This is a genomic window from Pseudomonas sp. GW821-FHT01E10 (genome assembly GCF_059422365.1).
On the sequence record NZ_JBWKWT010000033.1, the window covers coordinates 1 to 19506 of the forward strand.

The window sequence follows — 19506 nt, forward strand, 5'->3', positions numbered from 1 at the left end:
GCGCTACTGAAGGGGCAGAGCGAATACCAGCCGAAAGCAAGTTGAGGGTTTCCCCTCAACCATAGAATCTCCCACAGGGTTCTGCGTCTTGACTTAAAGCCTTATCCGGCCTCGATCAAAGACAAGCAGGCAGTCTGATTCCGGCCTGAGCGTTTCGCCCGGTACAGTGCCGAGTCCGCCTGTGTCAGCAGGTGCTTATATTCGGCAGCCTCCGGCACGCAGGTATAAACCCCTAAACTGACGGTCACACTCTTGGCCGGGTTGCCATCGTGTGCAATAGCAAGGTTCAGCACCGCGAGCCTGATGTCTTCGGCAATGGAGTAGGCACCTTCGGCATCTGTATCGGGTAGTAATACCGCAAACTCTTCGCCACCGTACCGCGCGGCTAAATCCGATGGCCTGTGAATGCATTGTGCGATTGCCTGCGCTACGGAAGCGATGCAATGGTCGCCGGCAATGTGCCCGTATTGATCGTTGAAGCTTTTGAAATAATCAATGTCGAGCATTATCAAACTGATCGGAGAGTGATGTCTTACCGCGCGAAGCCATTCCTGCTGCAAGCTGTTTTCGAGGTGGCGTCGGTTTGCAAGTCCGGTGAGGGCATCTTGCAATACCAGTTTTTCCAGGGCTGCCCGGGTCTGCTTCAAATGATTTTCTACCGAGACGCCGTAACGTATTTTCTTGATGAGCAAGAGGCCGACAAGAAGGTTGACCAGCAGCACTGCGCCAATCATCAATGCCATCTTGATTGTTCCGGTTTTCCACTCGGCAAAAATGGCTTCCCGTGAATTGGCGGCAGCGACGACCAGCGGATATTTTTGAAGCAACCTGTAGCCGAAGAGTCGATCAACGCCGTCGATAATCGATTTGATCATGACGGTATCAGCCGGAGACTTGGGTAAATAGATGGAAAATATTTCCCCTTTGGCTAGCGACGCACCGATGAACTCTTCAGCAAATGGCCGCCTGGCGATTATCGTTCCGTCGGGAAGGGCCAGGAAAATGGCGCCTTTGCGGTCAATGGAGAACGTTGAGAAGAACTTGTCAAAGTAGGCCATTTTGATCGTGGCCAGCACGACACCCTTAAAATGGCCCTCGCTATCGTTGATTCGTCGGGAAAGAGGAATAATCCATTCGCCGGTCGTGCGGCTGCGGATGGCCCGGCCGATGCGAGGCGACAGGGTTACGTTGTTTTTGTGAAAGATGAAGTAATCACGATCGGCATTGTTGGGCGCTTCAGGTTTCGAATCGAACGAAGTCAGGATCCAGTTGCCGTTTTCATCATAGTAAAAAAGGCCGTGCAACTGTTCGGTGGTAAAGACTCTGCGCTTAAGCAGTTTTTGTGTTTTATCGAGCTGTTGGGCACTTGGGTTGTCTTTTATTCTGTCGATCAGTTCATCCAGGATCAGGTTGGCTTCATCAAACGTGTCAGTCGCTTGTTGGGCCATCGACCACGTCAAATTGCCTGATACCAGTTTTGCTTGTGAGAGTTCATAGGCTTTACTTTGGGCGGCTTGAAGCCAGTAAATACTCAGTATCGAGAGGGTGACTAAAGCCATGAACACGACGGAGATCGCTGTTGCCGGCAGTCTTCTCGGCTGCAAAGGGGAGTGGCGGGTATTGTCTTCGGAGCGGTTTTCCACAAAACCCCCTGGGATGAATTTCGACTACATTATCTGCTGATCTCCATCGGTGCCAACAGTTCATGTCATTCTCGAACTTGGGCAATTCAAGATCCATATGGTTTTTCGCGTTTTGTTTCAAACGACTAGATCAGCGTTTTCAGGTCGATATTCTCGGCCATCGCCTTGTTGCCGGTATCGCCGGGATGCAAGTGGTCGCCGGAGTCGATAGTCGGCAGTAAGCGACTTGGGTGTTCAGGGTCGCGGGTCATTAGATCGAAGTCGATCACGGAATCGAATGCGTGGCTGCTACGTATCCAGTCATTAATGGCCTGGCGCAGTTGTTCTTTCTCGGCGCTGTGATAGTTCTTCACGATCGTTCCATCCAGGGCGCCTTCGACCGGCATCAGGGTTGTTCCAATGATGCGAATGTTGTTCAGGCGCGCTTGATCGATCAGTTGCCGATAGCCCGCGATCAACTGTTCCTTGGCTGGCAGGTGTTCGTTCGGAGCGAAGGAGGAGCCCGGCCAACTGATGTCATTGATGCCGAGCATCACAATCACCGTTTTTACTCCGGGCTTGCCCAGCACATCGCGCTTGAAACGCGCCAGTGCACTGACACCCATGCCATCTTCGAGCAGGCGAGCCCCGGATATCCCAGCGTTGAGCACCGCGAGCCTCTGCGCGGCCAAGCGTTGAGCGAGGAAGTCCGGCCAGCGTCGATTGCTGTCCAGGGTCGAGCCATTGCCATCGGTAATCGAATCGCCGAGCACCACAAGGGCACGGGTGTCGAGCGGTGCATCCACCAGGATGTCGCTGAGAAACAGCCGCGCCTCCACCTGCTCGCTGCCTTCCAGTCGCTGAGCGTCGACATGTTTGCCAGGGGTGATAAATGCGGTTTGTTTGCCATCCCAATGGAAGGTCGTCAACGGCGTGTGCTGCGGCAGATAAAGAGCGATCGCAAGCTCACTGAGCGCCGGCACTGCCAGTTCTATCGGATCACTGATCCGCGTTTCACCCGCAGCGAGGGTGACCTGTTCCTGATCACTGAACTTCAGCGTGTGCCCGGAGCCTGGGCGAATCTGATCGACGCCCTCAGTGAAGGCGATACGCGCGGCACCGATGACCAGCGGTTGCTTGCCATATTCGTTGGAAACCACCACCCGTAACCGGCTTCCGCCGCTGCTGATGCGCACCCTCTGGTGAAGGGTGCTATCGGTCAGCGCTTCCGGAATTCGCGTGGGCAGTGGCAGTTCGTTGCCCCAGGTGGGTTGAGGGCTGGCCATCCAGGTGGTGACCCAGTTTTCCGCCGCCATGACAGGGCTTGCGGCAAGCAGGACGGTCAAGGCGAGAGGCAACGTTATTCTCGAGTGAAAGGCTTTCATCCAGGTATCTCCTTGGGGGGGAATGGATCAAGAAGGCCAGATTGGTCTATTCAAAATGCGTGTGGTAGAAGGGGAAACTGCATACAGCCCATTCCAGAATCGAATGCCCATGGACAGTCTTAGAGCGATGCATTGTTTTGTCCGCGCCATTGAGCTCGGAAGCCTGTCATCTGCCGCGCGTGAGTTAGGCAGCACTCAGCCCACCGTCAGCAAACTGGTCGCGGCCCTGGAAAAGCAATTGGGAGCCCGTTTGTTGATTCGTGGCACCACCGGGTTGACGCCTACCGAACAGGGAAAGCGTTTCTACGAGCGTGCCAAAGGCGTGCTGGAAGAGTACGGCGAGGCCGTTGCGGATGTGCGTTGTCTGACCGAACGCCCCGAAGGTTTTCTGCGCGTCAACGTTCCGGTCAGCCTCGGTGTGTTGCGGTTGAATGCGTTGCTGTTGTCGTTCATGGAGCAGTATCCGGCCATTGAAGTTGAACTGATCCTCAATGATCGTTTCGTCGATCTCACTGAGGAAAACGTCGACCTGGCCCTGCGCCTGGGGGGCAGCCTGCCGCCGAACGCCGTTGCCCGACGCATAGCGACTTCACCGCGCTATCTGGTGGCCGCACCGGAATACCTGCGCAACCATTCCCCATTGAACAGCCCGGCGGACTTGAGCGAGCACAACTTCCTGCGTTTTGCGTGGTTGACCGCGGGCGACCGTCTGGAGCTCAACGGCCCCCATGGTGAGCAAATCAGTGTCACGACTCAGGGGCGCTATCGAACCAACAGCTCATTGGCCATTCGCGACGGTCTTCTGCAGGGTGCGGGGCTGTGTATCACGCCGGCCTGGCTGGTCAGCGACCTGCTTGAAAACGGGCAGTTGGTCCGGGTGCTGCCCGACTGGAGCGGCCCACCGAACGACGCTTTTCTGATCTATCCCGAACGCCGCTACCGCCCGCTGCGCACGCGTTTATTGATGCAGTATCTGGCCGAACGGGTAGGGCAGTTGCCTGGTTTCTTGCCTTGACGGAGCACCCTTGATTTGACGGGTATTTGGTTGTGTTATACAACTAAATGCACATTCTGTTCGAGGTGCTTGCCGTGACCCGTACCCAGTCAGACCTGATCAACCAAGTCCGTTCGGCGTCGCGCCTCATGGTTCGCGAGTTGGGGTTCATGCAAACCACGCTGGCGGCGACGGACTATTCGCCTTCGTTTGTTCACACGATCGTGGAGATTGGAGATCGGGGGGCGCTGACAGCAGGGGAACTTGTGGAACTGCTCGGCCTGGAAAAATCCACCGTGAGCAGGATGGTGCGCAAGCTCATTGAGGCCGGCGAGATCGAAGAAATTCCACACGAGGAGGATGCGCGCTCCAAGAAACTGCGACTCACGGCGCAGGGCAAGAAAACCCTGCGAGCCATTGATTCGTTCGCCAGGCAACAGGTGGACGCTGCCTTGGTTTATCTGACGAATGAGCAACAACAAGCGGTGAGTGAGGGCATCGCCAACTATGCCGGCGCACTGCAAGCTCATCGACTCGGTACAGCGCCGCAGCCCCCCGCGCAGCTGGAGATCGCTCGGGGCTACCGGCCCGGAATCATCGGCCGCATGGTGCAAATGCATGCCGACTACTACGCACGGCATTCGAATTTCGGCCAGCCATTCGAAAGCCTGGTCGCATCGGACATGGCGGAGTTGATGGGGCGTTTGCACAATCCACGCAACGAGGTTTGGGCGGCGTTGGATGGCCAGCGAATTGTCGGTTCCATCGCCATAGACGGTGAAGGCGAGGGCGGCGAAGCGATTCTGCGCTGTTTCATTCTGGATGACTCGGCGCGAGGCAAAGGCGCAGGCAAACGCTTGTTGGCTGAAGCCATGAAATTCTGTGACGAACAGGGCTTTTGTGCGACGCGGTTGTGGACGTTCAAAGGCCTGGATGTGGCTCGTAAACTGTATGAAGACTTTGGCTTCAAGTTGGAACAGGAGCAGGAGGGCCAGCAGTGGGGGGCGACGGTTATCGAACAGTGTTTTGTGCGACCTGGCCCGGTTGCTGGGCCGCTAAATGGAGTTGGCGATACGCATCCACCAATTGATCTTGCGTGAACGCGCGATTTCGCCCGCTGGGATTGGGCAGGACCCAGACCGAGGCATCACCAAAAGTTTTTGACTGAAGCCCCCACGCGATGTCCCGTTGACCGGACAACGCGCTGTACGCAGCTTTGCCGAGAAACGCCACAAAGCGTGGCGCATAGTGTGCGATCTTTTGTTCAAAATCCGCAGCGGCAGCGGTGAATTCATGCACGGACAGCTGATCCGCTCGCGCCGTAGGCCGTTCAACCACTGCGGTTAATCCACATTGATACTGCAAAATCGTCCGGTCGTTTTCCGGGGGCACCTCTGTAGGCGTAAAACCGGCGAGATGGAGTGTGCGCCAGAAGCGATTGCCTCGACCCGCAAAATGATGGCCCAGGGCGGCGGCAGTCACGCCCGGATTAATGCCACAAAAAATCACCGCAAGCCGTTCGGTGAGAATGTCTTCGAGTCCTTCACTCACCCTACACCTCACACACCGCAAATCACGTTGACCGCATTGCGGGCAAGCTCCGTCAATTCCGCGCGGGATTTGCCCGCTCGCGCCCGTATCGAAATGCTATGCAACAGGGATGAGGCGAGTACGGCGAGGGCGGCTGGGTCGACATCGTCTTTCAACTCACCGGCGCTGACTGCCGCGCGCAGACGTGCTTCGAGATCGGCATCGAGCCGGCTGAGCCGGTCCGCAAGAACCTCTCGTATTGCAGAATCCTCGACGGCTTCGGTCGTCGCCGTGCCGATCGCAAAGCAGCCACGCGGTTGCCCCTCGCCCGAGAAGTAGATCGACAGCTGTCCCTCATAGAAGCCCATTAGCGCCTGCTCCAAAGTCAGGTCTTTGTCCATAAGCGCCTCCTGCATGGCAGCGGAGGCAGACTCCCAATACTGCTCAAGCGCCTTGATGTAGAGCGCGTGCTTGTCACCGAATGCCGCATAGAGGCTTGGGCGATTCATGCCGGCGGCGGTGGCGATGCTGTCCAGGGAAGCGCCGGAATATCCAGTGCTCCAGAAAACCCCAAGTGCCTGTTGCAGCGCTGTCTGCGGGTCATATGCGCGGGGGCGGCCTCGGCCTTTGCCCTCTGTAATCTTTTTTTGTGCCATGTCGTACAAAATCCTTGTGTGGGGATGGACTGCTCTATATTCTTACACCATCGCACAAAATTAAGGAACCAGAAGTTCCTGAACGTCAGGTTTGTTGTAGCTGAGCTCGAACTGGGTGTTGCGGCGACGAAACCGGTGCGGTGGAGCGATCCTCCCTGACCGTGCACGGGTTTGCTTTCTCACGGCAATTTTTGCCATCAGGGCCGCAGGCGATTCTCGCAGGTGCTGGCCCGATTTCCCGGTTAAAGGTGTATTCGATCATGACTAAACAGTTCGACATCCCGGCTACGCAGACCTTCGAGCACGCAAGGCCTGACGCGCCCATCAAAAAACCGTTCAAGCAGAAATTTCGGCCCTTGTTGATTGTCGGTTTGCCGGTGCTCTTCGCAGCGCTGGGCTATGCCCGCTATCAAGCAGGCGAGGCGTTCATTTCGACCGATAACGCCTACGCCCGAGTGGCGAAGGCGTCGATCAACGCGCGTATTTCCGGACAAGTCGTCGAAATCGCCGTCGAGGACAACCAACCGGTTCACAAAGGCCAGATGCTGTTTCGGATCGACCCGAAACCGTTCCAGATCGCGGTTGACCGTGCGCAAGCACAGCTGAGCGTGGCGCGGCTGCGCATCGATGGGCTCAAGGCCGGTTACCGCCAGCAGCAGGCTGAACTGCAATCGGCCAAAGAGTCGGCCGATTTCGATCAGCGCGAGTTTGCCCGCAAGAAAGCGCTGGTCGCTACCGAGTTCGTCTCGCGGGCGATTTACGAGCGCGCCGACACCGACCTCAAAGTTGCCCGGCAACGCATCGCGTCGATCGAACAACAGATCGCCAGCACGGTTGTCGCGTTGAACGGTAATCCAGACATCGAAGCCGATAACCACCCGACGGTTCGTGAAGCGAGGGCGCAGCTGGACGAGGCGCAACTCTACCTCTCGTACACGACGGTATATGCGCCGGACGATGGCATCGTGGCCAAGGTCGACGATCTGCAGGTTGGCAACTACGTCAGCAACGGTGCGCCGGCCTTTGCGCTGCTGTCCGATCGGCAGATTTGGGTCGAGGCCAACTTCCGCGAGACGCAGGTGACCCACATGCGTCCAGGCCAGGAAGCAACCATCAGCATCGATACCTATCCCGATCACGTTTTCAAAGCCCACGTGACCAGCATGAGCCCCGGTGCCGGATCGGACTTCGCCTTGCTGCCGCCTGAAAATGCCACCGGCAACTGGGTCAAGGTTGTCCAGCGGGTACCGGTGCGCCTTGAACTCGACGAGGCCGACCCGGCGTTTCCGCTTTTTTCGGGCACCAGCGCCACAGTCAAGGTCGATACCGGGTATCACACGCCATGGTGGCATCCGCTCAAGGCGCTGTTAACCGCAGGTAACTTCTGATGAACGCCAATTCTATCGGGCCTCAAGGTGCGGGAACATTGAGGTTCGCCGCGCTGCTCGCGACCTATATGCAGTCGGCGAACCTGCCGTTGCCGAATGCGGTACTCAGGTTTATCCAAGGCAGTCTGTCGATGACTGACGACCAGGCAGGCTGGGTATTCACCTCATACCTCGCGGCGAGCGCCATCACCATGCCGGTTGCGCAGTGGCTGGCCGGGCGTTATGGCTTGAAGCGGGTTTATCAGGCCGCGCTGGCCTTCTTCGTTCTTGGCTTGCTGCTCGCCACCGTTGCGACGACTCCGCTGGAGTTCGTCGGGGCGCGAATTATCCAAGGCCTGGCGAGTGGCGTGCTGGCGCCGCTGTCGATGGCGATTTCAATGGAGACGTTGCCACTGGAGAAGCGTGCGAAATTTGGCGCGACATGGACGGCAATCGTGCTCTTGGGCATCGTCAGCGGCCCGAGCATCGGTGGTTGGGTCAGCGAGCATTTTGGCTGGCGGCCGATCTTCTACATCAGCCTTCCGTTGTCGGCATTCATCTTCCTGGTGATGGCGCTTTTGCTTGCCGAGAAGAAGGCCGAGCAACGACCGTCGTTCGATTTCTTCGGCTTCGGCAGCTTCACGCTGGCGTTGATCAGCCTGCAAATGTTGCTCGACCGCGGCGAACGCCTGGACTGGTTTGCCTCGACTGAAATCTGGCTGGAGGCGGCGGGCTGCGCGTTGGGGCTGTATCTGTTCGCCGTGCATCTGTTGAGCAAGAAGGTGCATTTCCTCAACAAGCGTCTGTTCAAGGACCGCAACTTCGTACTGTCGACGATTATCTTCTTCGCCGTGGGGTTCGTGCTGTTGTCGACCGTGGCACTGACGTCGCCGATGCTGGACGAGATCCTCGGCTACCCACCTGATGCGACAGGTTCGCTGACGATACCGCGTGGTGTGGGGCTGGTAGGGGCTTTCCTGCTGATGGGCCGTGTTCCCGAGCGTTTCGACCGTCGGTTGTTCGTGGCGATTGGCGTGGCCGTGGTGATTTACGCCAACTGGCTGATGCTCGGTTATTCGCCGTTGATGGACTGGTCGCCGGTGGCGATTGCCGGGGCGATCCAGGGGATTGGCATCGGCATCTTGATGCCGTCGCTCACCAAGATCGCGTTCAGCACGCTCGATCCCAAGTTACGCCCGGAAGGCACTGGTTTTTTCAATCTGTCGCGTGTTTACGGGAGCACCCTCGGCGTTGCGATCGTGCAGATTTTCTTCTTCAACAATACGCAAGCGATGCACCTGGCACTGGTCAGCCATCTGACGCCTTATCGCACCGCTGCGCATGCCGCGCCGATGTCCCTGCAAGCACTGGCGGGGCTCAATGAAATGATCACCGGCCAGGCGGCTTTTATCGCGGTGGTCGACCAATTCAAGCTGTTGATGGTGGCGATGCTGGTGGTCAGTCCACTGGTTGTCTTTCTTCGCAAGCCCGTTCCGACCAACTAGTTTTCGTGGAGTTTGCCCAATGAAATCCAATGCACGCTTCATCAACAGACAGACGTTAAAAACCACGTTCGGTGCGGTGTCGGTTCTTGCGTTCCTGACGGCCTGCACCGTCGGCCCCGACTATCAAATGCAGCCGCCGAGCCTGTCGCAGCACTACGACCGACAGGCCGAGCAGCGTCTCGGCCAGGGCGGCAACCGGCCTGGCGGGCAACACATCAACCTCGGCCAAAAGGTCAGCGGTGACTGGTGGACGGCCTTCCATTCGCAGAAGCTCGACCAGGTTGTGCGTCGCGCCATCGAGGGCAATCTTGAGCTCGTGGCGGCGGATGCAACGATCCGGCAAGCGGCGTCGTCCGTCGCGGCGGCGGAGGGGGCGCTTTATCCGCAGGTCGACTTTGGCGCCCAGGCGGGTCGTCAGCGGGTACACAACGCGAAAGAGCCTTCGATCTCCAATTTCTACGCGATTGGGCCGCGGGTCGGTTTCGACCTTGATGCGTTCGGCGGTAACAAGCGGCGGGTCGAGCAGCAGCAAGCGTTTGCCGATCTTCAGAAGCATCGATACGAAGCGGCGTACCTGACCCTGACGGGGAATGTCGCCAGCCAGGCATTGTTGGTGGCGTCTGCCAATGCGCAGATGGCAGCCGTCGAAAAGCTGCTCGCCAATGACGCCAAGAACCTCGATCTGGTGCGCAGGGCACATGCCAGCGGCGTCACCACGCAGATCGATGTTTCGCTGGCCGAGACCCGGCTCGCCCAGGACCGCACACTGCTGCCGCCCCTCGCTCAGCAGCGTGATGCCGCGCGCCATGCGCTGTCGATTCTCACCGGCAAGGGCCCTGGCGACTGGATCGCGCCGGACTTCGATTTTGCCGAGTTCGTATTGCCGGCCAACGTGCCGGTGAGTGTGCCTTCGGAAATGGCCCACGGCCGACCGGACGTCCTGCAAGCAGAGGCGGAACTGCACATGGCCAGCGCGGCAGTCGGTGTCGCGACTGCGAACCTCTATCCCCATGTAACGCTGTCCGCCTCGCTGGTACAGGCCGCTTCCGGCAATGGTGGTGCCGCGCTCTGGGGTTTGGCTGCAGGGTTGGCGGGGCCGATCTTTGACGGCGGAACGCTCAAGGCTGAACGTCAGGCTGCCGTCGACGGTTACAAGGCGACGCTCGCCGGTTATCAGCAGACGGTCATTCAGTCGTTCGGCCAGGTCGCGGACTCGTTGCAGGCGATCAACCATGACGCCGAGCAAAACCTGGCGCAGGAAGACGCGTTACGCGCTGCAGAAACCAGTTTTCGGTTGAACCAGCAAGCCTACGCGCAAGGCGAGAACAGCACTCTCCAGGTGCTGGAAGCGGAACGAGCCTATGAGCAAGCGTTGCTGGGGCAAATTCGGGTGAAGACCGCGCAGTATCTCGACACGGTGCAACTGTATGTAGCCCTCGGCGGTAATTCCGTCGGCGCGTTTGAGCAACGGATTGCCAGTCGCGAAGCACATAACCCTTCGTATCAATAACGGCTACGGCCCCGAACATTGGAGTCAAGAGATGTCTTACGAAGCTTTTCACGATGCACTTCGCGATACCCGGTTTGCGCTGAACCACGGCTCAGGTGAAATGCCGGCCGTTGGGTTTGGCACGCTGTTCAGTGATCTCAGCGTCACCACACAAGCGGTCAAGGACGCCTTGGAAGCGGGCTTTCGCCATTTCGATTGTGCAGAGCGCTATCGCAATGAGGAGAGTGTCGGCGCTGCGATAAAAGAGATGCTGGAGGCGGGCAAGATCCGCCGGGAGGACGTGTTCATTACCACTAAACTGTGGAACACCAACCATCGTCCCGAGCGAGTCAAACCTGCCTTCGAGGCCAGCTGCCGCCGCCTCCAAGTGGACTCTATCGACTGCTACCTGATCCATACGCCGTTTGCCTTTCAACCCGGTGAGAATCAGGACCCGAGAGACGAACAGGGTCGCGTCATCTACGACTCCGGCGTGACACTGATCGAGACCTGGAGAGCACTCGAACGCCTGGTGGATGAAGGCCGCTGCAAGTCCATCGGCTTGTCTGATATCACGTTGGAAGCGTTAAAAGAGATTGTGGCAGTGGCCCGGATCAAACCTGCCGTGGTGCAGGTTGAATCCCACCCTTATCTGCCGGAATGGGAACTGCTTGAGTTCTGCAAACAGCATGGAATCGTCCTCCTGGCGTTCGCGCCACTGGGCCATGGCATGGAGCCGAAAGTGTTGGAAGATTCGGTGATTACAGGGATCGCCAAGCGCTTGCAGAAGACTCCGGCTCAAGTGGCATTGGCCTGGTCTGTACAACGGGGCGTTGCTTTTTTGACCACGTCCGCTACACCAAGTCATATCAAGGAAAACCTGGATATTTCCACCCTGCCGCATAGGGCGATGCTTGAGATCAAGGAAGATATTACGACCAGGGTACGATTCAACTCGGTCGTGGAAACCGGTGTGCCTGGATTTATTCCACGGAAAAAGTGACACGTGACGAGGAGGGCGGCCTGCTGTAAGGCCGCTCCTGTTATCCACGGCCTTGAGGTGAAAACGATGGACGTTTTCCAAACCATGCGGTTTTTCATGGCTGTTGCCCAGAGCGGCAGTTTTACCGCGGCAGCCGAGCTATTGGACACCACGACAACCAACGTCTCCAAAGCCGTTTCCAGCCTCGAGACCAGGCTTCAAACCCGTCTGATTAACCGCACCACCCGACGCCTGGCGCTGACCGAAGCCGGTGCGCGCTATTTGCAACGATGCGAGAGGATTCTTGACGAGGTACGTGAAGCCGATGAGGAAGCCGGGAGCGCTCACACCCGGCCCGTGGGCAGGCTGAAAATTCATGCCATGTCAGCCATCGGTAATCATTACGTGATCGATGCCATTGCCAAATACAGAGAGACTCATCCCTCGGTCATGTTTGATTTGACGCTGACCAATCGGCTACCTGACTTGCTCGAGGAAGGGTATGACATGTCGATTGTTTTAGCGCGGGATCTGCCCGATTCAGGGTTTGTCGCTCAGCGGCTTGGCATCACTTACAGCATTCTCTGCGCTTCGCCTGCTTATCTGAAGAAACGCGGAATCCCGGATTCTCCGGGTTCTCTTGGTACACATGATTGCTTGAGGATTGTTAATACGGTAATGCCGGTTGAACACTGGGCATTTGAGGGGCCTGAAGGCGTGGAGTCAATCAACGTCCCATTGTCTCCCTTTCACATCAATACGGCTGATGGAATGACCGTTGCGATAACAAACGGGATGGGCATCGGTATTCAGCCGATTGCTTCTGCGGTCAATGGTCTCAGGGCCGGCACGTTAGTGCGCGTGCTGCCGGAGTATCGGCTTGAAGAGTTGAATCTATTTGCAATCTACCCATCACGAAAATTCGTGGATGCGAAGACAAAGACTTGGGTGGAGTTTCTTAAACATCACATCCCGGGCATGTTGGCATCCGATGAAAAAATCGTAGGCTCAGGCAAAACATCAGTTTTTGAGTGAGTTGCACCGCAGGCAAGGAGTGTCGACCCTCCATCGTCCGCACGGTACTCAACCGTTTGAACATCCAGTGCCCATCACTTGATATTGCATGACATGCCGTTGATCGTGGGAGTCTTCATAGGTCATTTGCACCGGGACCGGTTTGCACTCGTCCGGAATCTCTGAGAGGTAAATGACTTTCTTAATGTCGAGCTTCGTTTCGTACGTGTAGATCTCAACAGGTGTTTTGCTGGTCGCGTTAATTGAATGGCCATCGTCTGCAAAGGCGTGTGCGCCTATACCGGCAAGTGCCAGAAGAACCGCAATTTTTAAAGTTTTCATTATCTTCACCGTATCGTCCAAGGTTTACTCTGGGGCCGAGATGATCGTAAAACTCATCTCGGTTTTTCGAGTGGCTACCTCGTGAGCTAATGGATACTGACGCTATTGGCTCACTGGGTAGAGACGATGTTAGGTGTTTGAACTTCTTTCAAATAGCAGCCGACTGGACAAACACTGTTGCCGGTTTTCGCATGAATGGCCGAAAGATCGCAGGCTCCTACAGGGCATGGGTACGGGGGTACTCAACCTCTGCAGGAACCTGCGATCTTTCTATTTTTGGCTACCCGACAAGGGCGGGGTGCGCGGTGGGATCAAGCGTTTCGTCCCCGTCGACTCGAACGCCGAAGCCAGGCGAAGCAGCGTCGAGTCGTCATAGGCGCGACCGGCAAATGTCAGCCCGACGGGCATGCCGATGTCCGGCATGACGCCCATCGGCACCGTGACTGTTGGAACGCCCAGGTGGCGGATGGCGAGATTGCCGTTGGCAACCCATACCCCGTTACTCCACGCGATGTCCGCAGACTTCGGATCGACATCGGCATTCGCCGGCCCAACGTCGGCTACCGTCGGAAAGATCACCGCGTCGAGCCCCAGCCGATCCATCCATTCCTCCAGATCGATTCGACGGGTCTGTTCCAGCCCGCGCAATCCATCCGGCAGCGTGTCGATCTGATCCCACGGCGTAATACCGCGTTCGGCCATCCGTACATACTCGTCCATGCCCGCGGCAAGATCGCCCTCGCGGTTGGGCAGCGTCCCCGGGTCGTGGGGGAAAATCAGCGGCCCGTTCACGTCGACCAGGCGATTGAGTTTTGGATCGCCGTTGGCTCGCAGAAAATCATCGAACGCCCAGGCCGTCAGATCCCACAACTCATGGTGCAGGAACTCTTTGGACACCAGGCCCCGGTTAAACACCGTTGGCGCCCCAGGACGATCACCCTCGCAATTGGAAACCAGCGGGAAATCGACCTCGAGCACTTCAGCACCGGCCGCTTCGAGTGCCTTGCGCGCCTGCTCCCAGAGCCCGATCACGGAAGGGCGGGTGTTGATGCGCTGGCCCGTCGGCCCACCGATGCCAGGCGCATCGCTGGTGCCCGCGTCGGGATCGGCGTTGATGTACATGCGAGGCACGCCGAAGCGCTTTCCTTTGAGCGCATCGCTTTTCACGGCCAGCGATCCGTAGGAAGCGGGGCGCACCGAAGCGACACTCGGAATTGGCACCCAAGGTTGCATCCGCCATAGATCACCGCGTGTGTCGGGATCATCGGCCACCACCACATCGAGCACCTCGAGCAGGTCCGCCATCGTCCGGGCGAACGGCACGACCACGTCCATCGTCGGCGTCAACGGCCAGTTGCCGCGCACCGAGATCACCCCGCGCGAAGGCGTATAAGCACACAAACCGTTGTTCGAGGCAGGGCCACGTCCGCTCGACCAGGTTTCTTCCGCCAAGCCAAATGCCGAGAAACTGGCGGCGGTTGCGGTACCGGCGCCGTTCGAAGAGCCCGAAGCGAAAGGGGCGGTGAGGTAGTCGGCGTTGTACGGACTCTCGGCACGGCCATACACCCCGCGCTGCATCCCGCCGTTGGCCATTGGCGGCATATTGGTCTTGCCCAGGCAGATCGCCCCGGCGGCGCGAAGCCGTTCGATGGTGAACGCATCGCGATAAGCGATCAGGTTGGCGAAGGCGGGACTTCCAGAGGCGGCGGTCAGCCCCTTCACCAGATAACTGTCCTTGGCCGTGTAGGGGATACCGTCGAGCGGGCCTAGCGTTTCGCCCTTGGCCCGACGGGCATCGGACGCCTGCGCGTCTATGAGCGCATCGGGGTTGCGCACCACCACCGCGTTGAGGGCGGTGGGCGTGTCGGCGCCGTCGTAGGCGTCGATCCGGGCGAGATAGGCCTGCACAAGCTCAACCGCCGTGGTCCGGCCGGATTCGAGCGCGGCACGCAGCTCGGCAATGGAAACCTCGGTGACCTCGATCATGCTGTTACCGCCTGCTGCAGACGGGTAGCGTGGTGAAGGTTGCTGTTACGCCGGGTTTTCGGCTCAGGGACATCACTTATTTCACAATGGGTTTTCATTTCGGTTCTCATTGCACTGCATTTGCGCGACAGTATCGGAGAACTCATTGCCCTCTGTCATTCGCCTGTGCCCTGAACCTGATGAGGCGCGTGTTTTTTTCTAATTGCCATCCGCCACCTTGCGTTCGATCTCGGCTATTTTTCGGCTGCGCTCTTCAGCTTCCTGCTTCTGGGTTCGAGTCGCAGTGGCATCTTCAACGTTGCTGTCCTCAAGCTCTGTGTCGACCACATCGATGGGTTCATCAGACGGATCGGTGGGTGGGGTGTTCGAGGTTGTTTCTGATTCGACGTCGTTGACACGGTCATCATTGTTCATTTCGCTTACCTCCGTTGGCCTACACATTGGATTCAGCGATACGGTCTGAGTTCGAGATTTTTCCGGTATGCCAGCCCAATGGATACCAGAAGCTTGATGGCGCTGATATCAAAATCACATAAGTGTGATGTGTACCCAAAAAGGCAGATTGCTGAGCTCTAAAGACGGCCGTGGTAAGCCGCTTCGAAAATTTCGGCCGCGCCATTTCGTGTCAATGGCAGCGGATTACCGCCAGCGCAGGGGTCGACAATCGCCATATCCGCGATCAGGTCGGCCTGCTGATCATCCACCCCCAGCTCCACCAGCGTATGCGGCACGCCGATGTCCTTGCGCAGTTTGAGGACGAAGGCCATAAAACTGTCGAAGCCCGGGGAGGGCAGGCGCAGATACGCCGCCAGACGGGTGATGCGTTCCTCGATGGCCGGGCGATTGAACTTCAGCACATAGGGCATGAACGTGGCATTGGTCATGCCGTGATGGGTGTCGTACAGGGCGCCCACCGGATGCGAGAGGGCGTGCATTCCCCCCAGGCCTTTCTGGAACGCAGTGGCGCCCATCGCCGCCGCCGCGAGCATTTGTGCGCGCGCGTCGAGGTCGGAAGGCGTGTGCACTGCCCGCACCAGGGCATTGGCCACCAGGCGCATGCCTTCCACCGCAATGCCTTCGGCCATGGGATGAAAGCCGGGAGCGCAGTACGATTCCAGGCAATGGGAAAACGCGTCCATGCCGGTGCCGGCGGTGACCTTGGCCGGCATGCCGACGGTAAGGGCGGGGTCGCTGATGACCACCCGCGGCATCATCTTCGGATGGAAAATGATGCGTTTGGTGTGCGTGCGCTCGTCGATGATCACCGCCGCACGACCGACCTCGGAACCGGTGCCCGCCGTGGTCGGCACCGCGATGATCGGGGCGATGCGGCTTTCGTCGGCGCGTGTCCAGTAGTCGCCGATGTCTTCGAAATCCCACACCGGTCGGGTCTGGCCGCTCATGAACGCGATGAGCTTGCCCATGTCCAGGCCGCTGCCACCGCCGAACGCCACCACGCCGTCATGGTTGCCGGCACGCCAGGCGTCGAGCCCACCCGCCAGGTTGGCTTCAACCGGATTGGGTTTGAGATCACAGAACAACGCGACACCGAGGCCGGCGGCGCGCAAGGATTCCAGCGCCGCGGTGGTGATCGGGGCACGTGCCAGGCCGCTGTCGGTGACCAGCAACGGTCGCTGGATACCTTGGCTGCGGCAGACTTCCGCCAGTTCGGCGATGCGGCCGACACCGAAGCGGATGCTCGTGGGGTAGTTCCAGTTCGCGGTCAGGCTCATGGCTCAAATCTCGTGGCGCAAGTGGAAGGATTTGGCTCGGGTCAGGTGTTCATAGCCCAGGCGCGACAGCGTTACGCCGCGCCCGCTGTTCTTCACCCCGGTCCAGGCCAAGGCCGGGTCCAGGTAATCGCAGCGGTTCATGAACACGGTGCCGGTGGCGATCTCGTTGCCGATGCGTTCGGCGGCGGTCAGGTCCTGGGTCCAGATCGAGGCACTGAGCCCGAACTCGCTGTCGTTCATCAAGGCGATGGCTTCGTCGTCGCTGGCCACCGGCATGATGCCCACCACCGGGCCGAAGCTTTCCTCGCGCATCACCGCCATTTGATGAGTGACGTCCACCAACACCTGCGGCGCGAGGTAGGCGCTGCCCGGCGGGCCGGCAGCGAAGTCCTTTGGATCGATCAGCGCCCTGGCCCCTTGTGCCTGGGCATCGGCGATCTGCTTGCGAACGAACTCAGCGGCGCCCGGTGTGACCATTGGCCCGAGGGTGGTGGCTTCGTCCAGCGGGTTGCCCAGCACGTATTGGCGGGTCAGGGCAGCGAAGCGTTCGACAAAGGCCGGGTAGATTTTTTCATCGACATAAATCCGTTCGACGGCGCAGCAGCTCTGCCCGGAGTTGAAGAAGCTGCCGTCCACCAGGTTTTCCACCGCATGCTCAAGGTTGGCGTCTGCCCGGACGTAGGCCGGGTCTTTGCCGCCAAGCTCCAGCCCCACGCCGAGGAAACCTCCGACGGCCGCGTGTTCCATGGCCTCGCCGCCGCTGACAGAACCGGTGAAGTTCACCTGCTGCACCCGTCCAGAGGTAATGATCGCCGCGGCATAGACATGACTGAGCAGCAGATTATGGAACAGCCCTTCGGGCAGCTGGGCGCGACGAAAGGCCTCGGCGAAACGCTCCCCGACCAGCAGCGTTTGCGTGGCGTGTTTGAGGATCACGCTGTTGCCCGCCATCAGCGCCGGGATGATCGTATTCACCGCCGTCAAATACGGATAATTCCACGGCGCGACGACCAGCACCGTACCCAGCGGCTCGCGTTTGATATAGCGTCGAAAACCCGCGACAGGCGTGGGCTCTATCGCTGCCAACGCTTCAGGCGCAATGGCGATCATATGCCGGGCACGTTCTTCGAAACCGCGCAGTTCGCCAGCGCCGAAGCGTATCGGGCGGCCCATCTGCCAGGCCAGTTCCGGCACGATCTCATCCTTCATCGCCAGCATCGCGTCCACGGCAGCGCTGCAAAACGCGGCGCGTTCGCTCAGTGGTCGGCGTTTCCATTGCGCCTGGGCGGTTTCGGCCGCCGTCAGGGCTTGCTCGATCTGTACCGCATCGGCACGGCGGCGTTCGGCATAGACCCGGCCATCGACCGGGGAGATAAGTTGAACGGTCTCAGTCATGGCGTGCTCAATAGCGCTCGAAGCCGCGCTGCAGTTCCCAGTCGGTTATCCGTCGGTCGTACTCTTTCTGTTCCCAGTCGGCGGTGTGCACGTAGTGGTCGATCACTTCATCACCGAACGCCTCGCGCAACATGCTCGACGCCTTGAGGGCGGCGCAGGCCTCGCGCAGGGTTTTCGACACTTCAGGCAAATGCTCATCGACATAGGCATCGCCCTCGAACGGTGCCGCGAGTTCGAGCTTCTCGTCGATCCCGGCCAGGCCTGCGGCGATCAACGCGGCGAAGGCTAGATAGGGGTTGAGGTCGGCACCGCCGATGCGGCATTCGATGCGGATGGATTTGCTGCCCTCAGCGCACAAACGAAAGCCGGCGGTGCGATTGTCCCTGCTCCAGACCGCCCGCGTTGGCGCGAAGGTGCCGGCCTGAAAGCGCTTGTACGAATTGATGTAGGGCGCCAGAAAACAGGTGATGTCGTTAGCGTATTTGAGCTGCCCGGCCACCCACGAGCGCATCAGTTTCGACATGCCGAACTCGGCCTTGGGGTCGAAGAACAGCGGCTTTTTCGCATGCTTGTCCCACAACGAATTATGGATGTGGCTGCTGGAACCGGCGGCGTCATAGCGCCACTTGGCCATGAAGGTGATCGCCTTGCCTTGTAGTTGCGCGATCTCTTTGCAGGCGTGCTTGATGATGACGTGGTGGTCGGCCATGGTCATGGCATCGGCATAACGGATGTTGATTTCTTCCTGCCCCGGCCCCCATTCGCCCTTGGAGTTTTCCACGGGAATGCCGGATGCCTGCAGGTGCTTGCGAATCGCCCGCAACACCGGTTCCTCGCGGGTGGTCTGCAGGATGTTGTAGTCCTCGATGTAATGGCCGGCGGTCTTCGGCTGGTGGTAATTGCGCTCGTGGATCGCCTCATAGCTCTCATCGAACAGATAGAACTCCAGCTCAGAGGCGAACATGCCGGTATAGCCGCGCTCGCGCAGGCGCTCGACCTGTTTTTTCAGGATCGCTCGCGGGCTGTGGGGCAGGTCTTTTCTATGGTGATGATCGAGCACATCGCAGAGCACCAGCGCCGTGCATTCCAGCCACGGCACGCGCCGCAACGTAGACATGTCGGGTTTGAGCACAAAGTCGCCATAGCCTTTGCTCCAACTGGCAGCGGCGTATCCCGGCACCGGCTCCATGTCGATGTCGTCGGCCAGCAGGTAATTGCAGCAGTGGGTTTCTTCGTGGCCGCTGTCGATGAAAAACTCGACCTGGAAGCGCTTGCCGACCAGTCGCCCCTGCATATCGACCATGCACACCAGCACGGTATCGATCTCGCCGGCGGCAGCGGCGCGTTTAAGTGCTTCGAAACTGAGAAGGGGCTCGGTCATCGCGTCAGTCCTGCGTGAATGATCTGGACCTGTCTGAAATAGCTGTTGCAGACGCTCTCCAGAAAAAACCCAAACCTGCAGACGCGAGCATCGTGAGCAATAAGCTGCTGAAAGCTTAGCCTACA

17 protein-coding genes are annotated in these 19506 nt (G+C 58.8%); 7 read left to right on the forward strand and 10 right to left on the reverse strand.

The genetic code is table 11. From position 1 onward, the window contains the following. Nucleotides 1-101 precede the first annotated feature (101 nt). Entirely contained in the window at nt 102-1643 is a 1542-nt protein-coding gene (locus AC07V0_RS28995) for a sensor domain-containing diguanylate cyclase (RefSeq protein ID WP_032834283.1), read from the reverse strand. A 125-nt stretch (nt 1644-1768) separates the two neighbouring features. Continuing rightward, nucleotides 1769-3007 carry an SGNH/GDSL hydrolase family protein gene (locus AC07V0_RS29000; protein WP_495020150.1) on the reverse strand — a complete coding sequence of 413 codons (1239 nt, stop codon included), beginning with the start codon at nt 3005-3007 and terminating at the stop codon, nt 1769-1771. A gap of 109 nt (nt 3008-3116) precedes the next feature. On the opposite strand from AC07V0_RS29000, the gene AC07V0_RS29005 reads away from it, so the two are divergent. Both AC07V0_RS29005 and AC07V0_RS29010 read left to right on the forward strand, forming a co-directional pair. After that, a complete protein-coding gene (locus AC07V0_RS29005) occupies nt 3117-4022 on the forward strand; it encodes a LysR family transcriptional regulator (RefSeq protein ID WP_495020151.1) in 906 nt (301 codons plus the stop codon). A 47-nt stretch (nt 4023-4069) separates the two neighbouring features. Then, nucleotides 4070-5101 (forward strand): bifunctional helix-turn-helix transcriptional regulator/GNAT family N-acetyltransferase, encoded by a 1032-nt coding sequence (locus AC07V0_RS29010; protein ID WP_018930071.1) that lies wholly within the window; start codon nt 4070-4072, stop codon nt 5099-5101. On the opposite strand, the gene mug is transcribed toward AC07V0_RS29010, so the two are convergent. Together mug and AC07V0_RS29020 are read right to left on the reverse strand one after the other, a co-directional pair. Next, nucleotides 5013-5552 (reverse strand): G/U mismatch-specific DNA glycosylase, encoded by a 540-nt coding sequence (gene mug, locus AC07V0_RS29015; RefSeq protein WP_495020152.1) that lies wholly within the window; start codon nt 5550-5552, stop codon nt 5013-5015. The two genes, AC07V0_RS29010 and mug, sit on opposite strands and share 89 nt — an antisense overlap. A gap of 8 nt (nt 5553-5560) precedes the next feature. Continuing rightward, a complete protein-coding gene (locus AC07V0_RS29020) occupies nt 5561-6187 on the reverse strand; it encodes a TetR/AcrR family transcriptional regulator (RefSeq protein ID WP_495020153.1) in 627 nt (208 codons plus the stop codon). Between the two features lie 260 nt (nt 6188-6447). On the opposite strand from AC07V0_RS29020, the gene AC07V0_RS29025 reads away from it, so the two are divergent. From AC07V0_RS29025 to AC07V0_RS29045, 5 genes are all read left to right on the forward strand, one after another. Further along, a complete protein-coding gene (locus AC07V0_RS29025; protein ID WP_018930073.1) occupies nt 6448-7575 on the forward strand; it encodes an HlyD family secretion protein in 1128 nt (375 codons plus the stop codon). After that, nucleotides 7575-9059, forward strand: a complete 1485-nt coding sequence (locus AC07V0_RS29030) for a DHA2 family efflux MFS transporter permease subunit (RefSeq protein ID WP_495020154.1) — start codon at nt 7575-7577, stop codon at nt 9057-9059. The genes AC07V0_RS29025 and AC07V0_RS29030 overlap by 1 nt, the downstream gene beginning before the upstream one ends. Before the next feature lie 19 nt (nt 9060-9078). After that, the gene (locus tag AC07V0_RS29035; protein WP_495020155.1) at nt 9079-10569 is read left to right on the forward strand and encodes an efflux transporter outer membrane subunit; all 1491 of its coding nucleotides are present in this window, start codon (nt 9079-9081) and stop codon (nt 10567-10569) included. Between the two features lie 31 nt (nt 10570-10600). Continuing rightward, the gene (locus AC07V0_RS29040) at nt 10601-11551 is read left to right on the forward strand and encodes an aldo/keto reductase (protein WP_138867833.1); all 951 of its coding nucleotides are present in this window, start codon (nt 10601-10603) and stop codon (nt 11549-11551) included. A gap of 66 nt (nt 11552-11617) precedes the next feature. Then, complete coding sequence (locus AC07V0_RS29045; RefSeq protein ID WP_495020156.1) at nt 11618-12565, forward strand: LysR family transcriptional regulator; 948 nt, start codon at nt 11618-11620, stop codon at nt 12563-12565. A gap of 48 nt (nt 12566-12613) precedes the next feature. Here the strand turns inward: AC07V0_RS29045 and AC07V0_RS29050 are convergent, their stop codons facing one another. From AC07V0_RS29050 to AC07V0_RS29075, 6 genes are all read right to left on the reverse strand, one after another. After that, nucleotides 12614-12886, reverse strand: coding sequence for a DUF2790 domain-containing protein (locus AC07V0_RS29050; protein ID WP_026286724.1), 273 nt, complete (start codon nt 12884-12886; stop codon nt 12614-12616). A 270-nt stretch (nt 12887-13156) separates the two neighbouring features. Further along, entirely contained in the window at nt 13157-14872 is a 1716-nt protein-coding gene (locus AC07V0_RS29055; RefSeq protein WP_495020157.1) for an amidase, read from the reverse strand. A 198-nt stretch (nt 14873-15070) separates the two neighbouring features. Then, nucleotides 15071-15286 carry a hypothetical protein gene (locus tag AC07V0_RS29060; protein ID WP_018930080.1) on the reverse strand — a complete coding sequence of 72 codons (216 nt, stop codon included), beginning with the start codon at nt 15284-15286 and terminating at the stop codon, nt 15071-15073. 158 nt (nt 15287-15444) lie between these two features. Further along, entirely contained in the window at nt 15445-16605 is a 1161-nt protein-coding gene (locus tag AC07V0_RS29065) for an iron-containing alcohol dehydrogenase (protein WP_111455096.1), read from the reverse strand. Between the two features lie 3 nt (nt 16606-16608). Next, nucleotides 16609-18000, reverse strand: coding sequence for an aldehyde dehydrogenase family protein (locus AC07V0_RS29070; RefSeq protein WP_495020158.1), 1392 nt, complete (start codon nt 17998-18000; stop codon nt 16609-16611). 7 nt (nt 18001-18007) lie between these two features. Continuing rightward, on the reverse strand, nt 18008-19381 hold the full coding sequence (locus AC07V0_RS29075; protein WP_018930083.1) for a glutamine synthetase family protein: 1374 nt from the start codon (nt 19379-19381) through the stop codon (nt 18008-18010). Between the last annotated feature and the right edge of the window lie 125 nt (nt 19382-19506).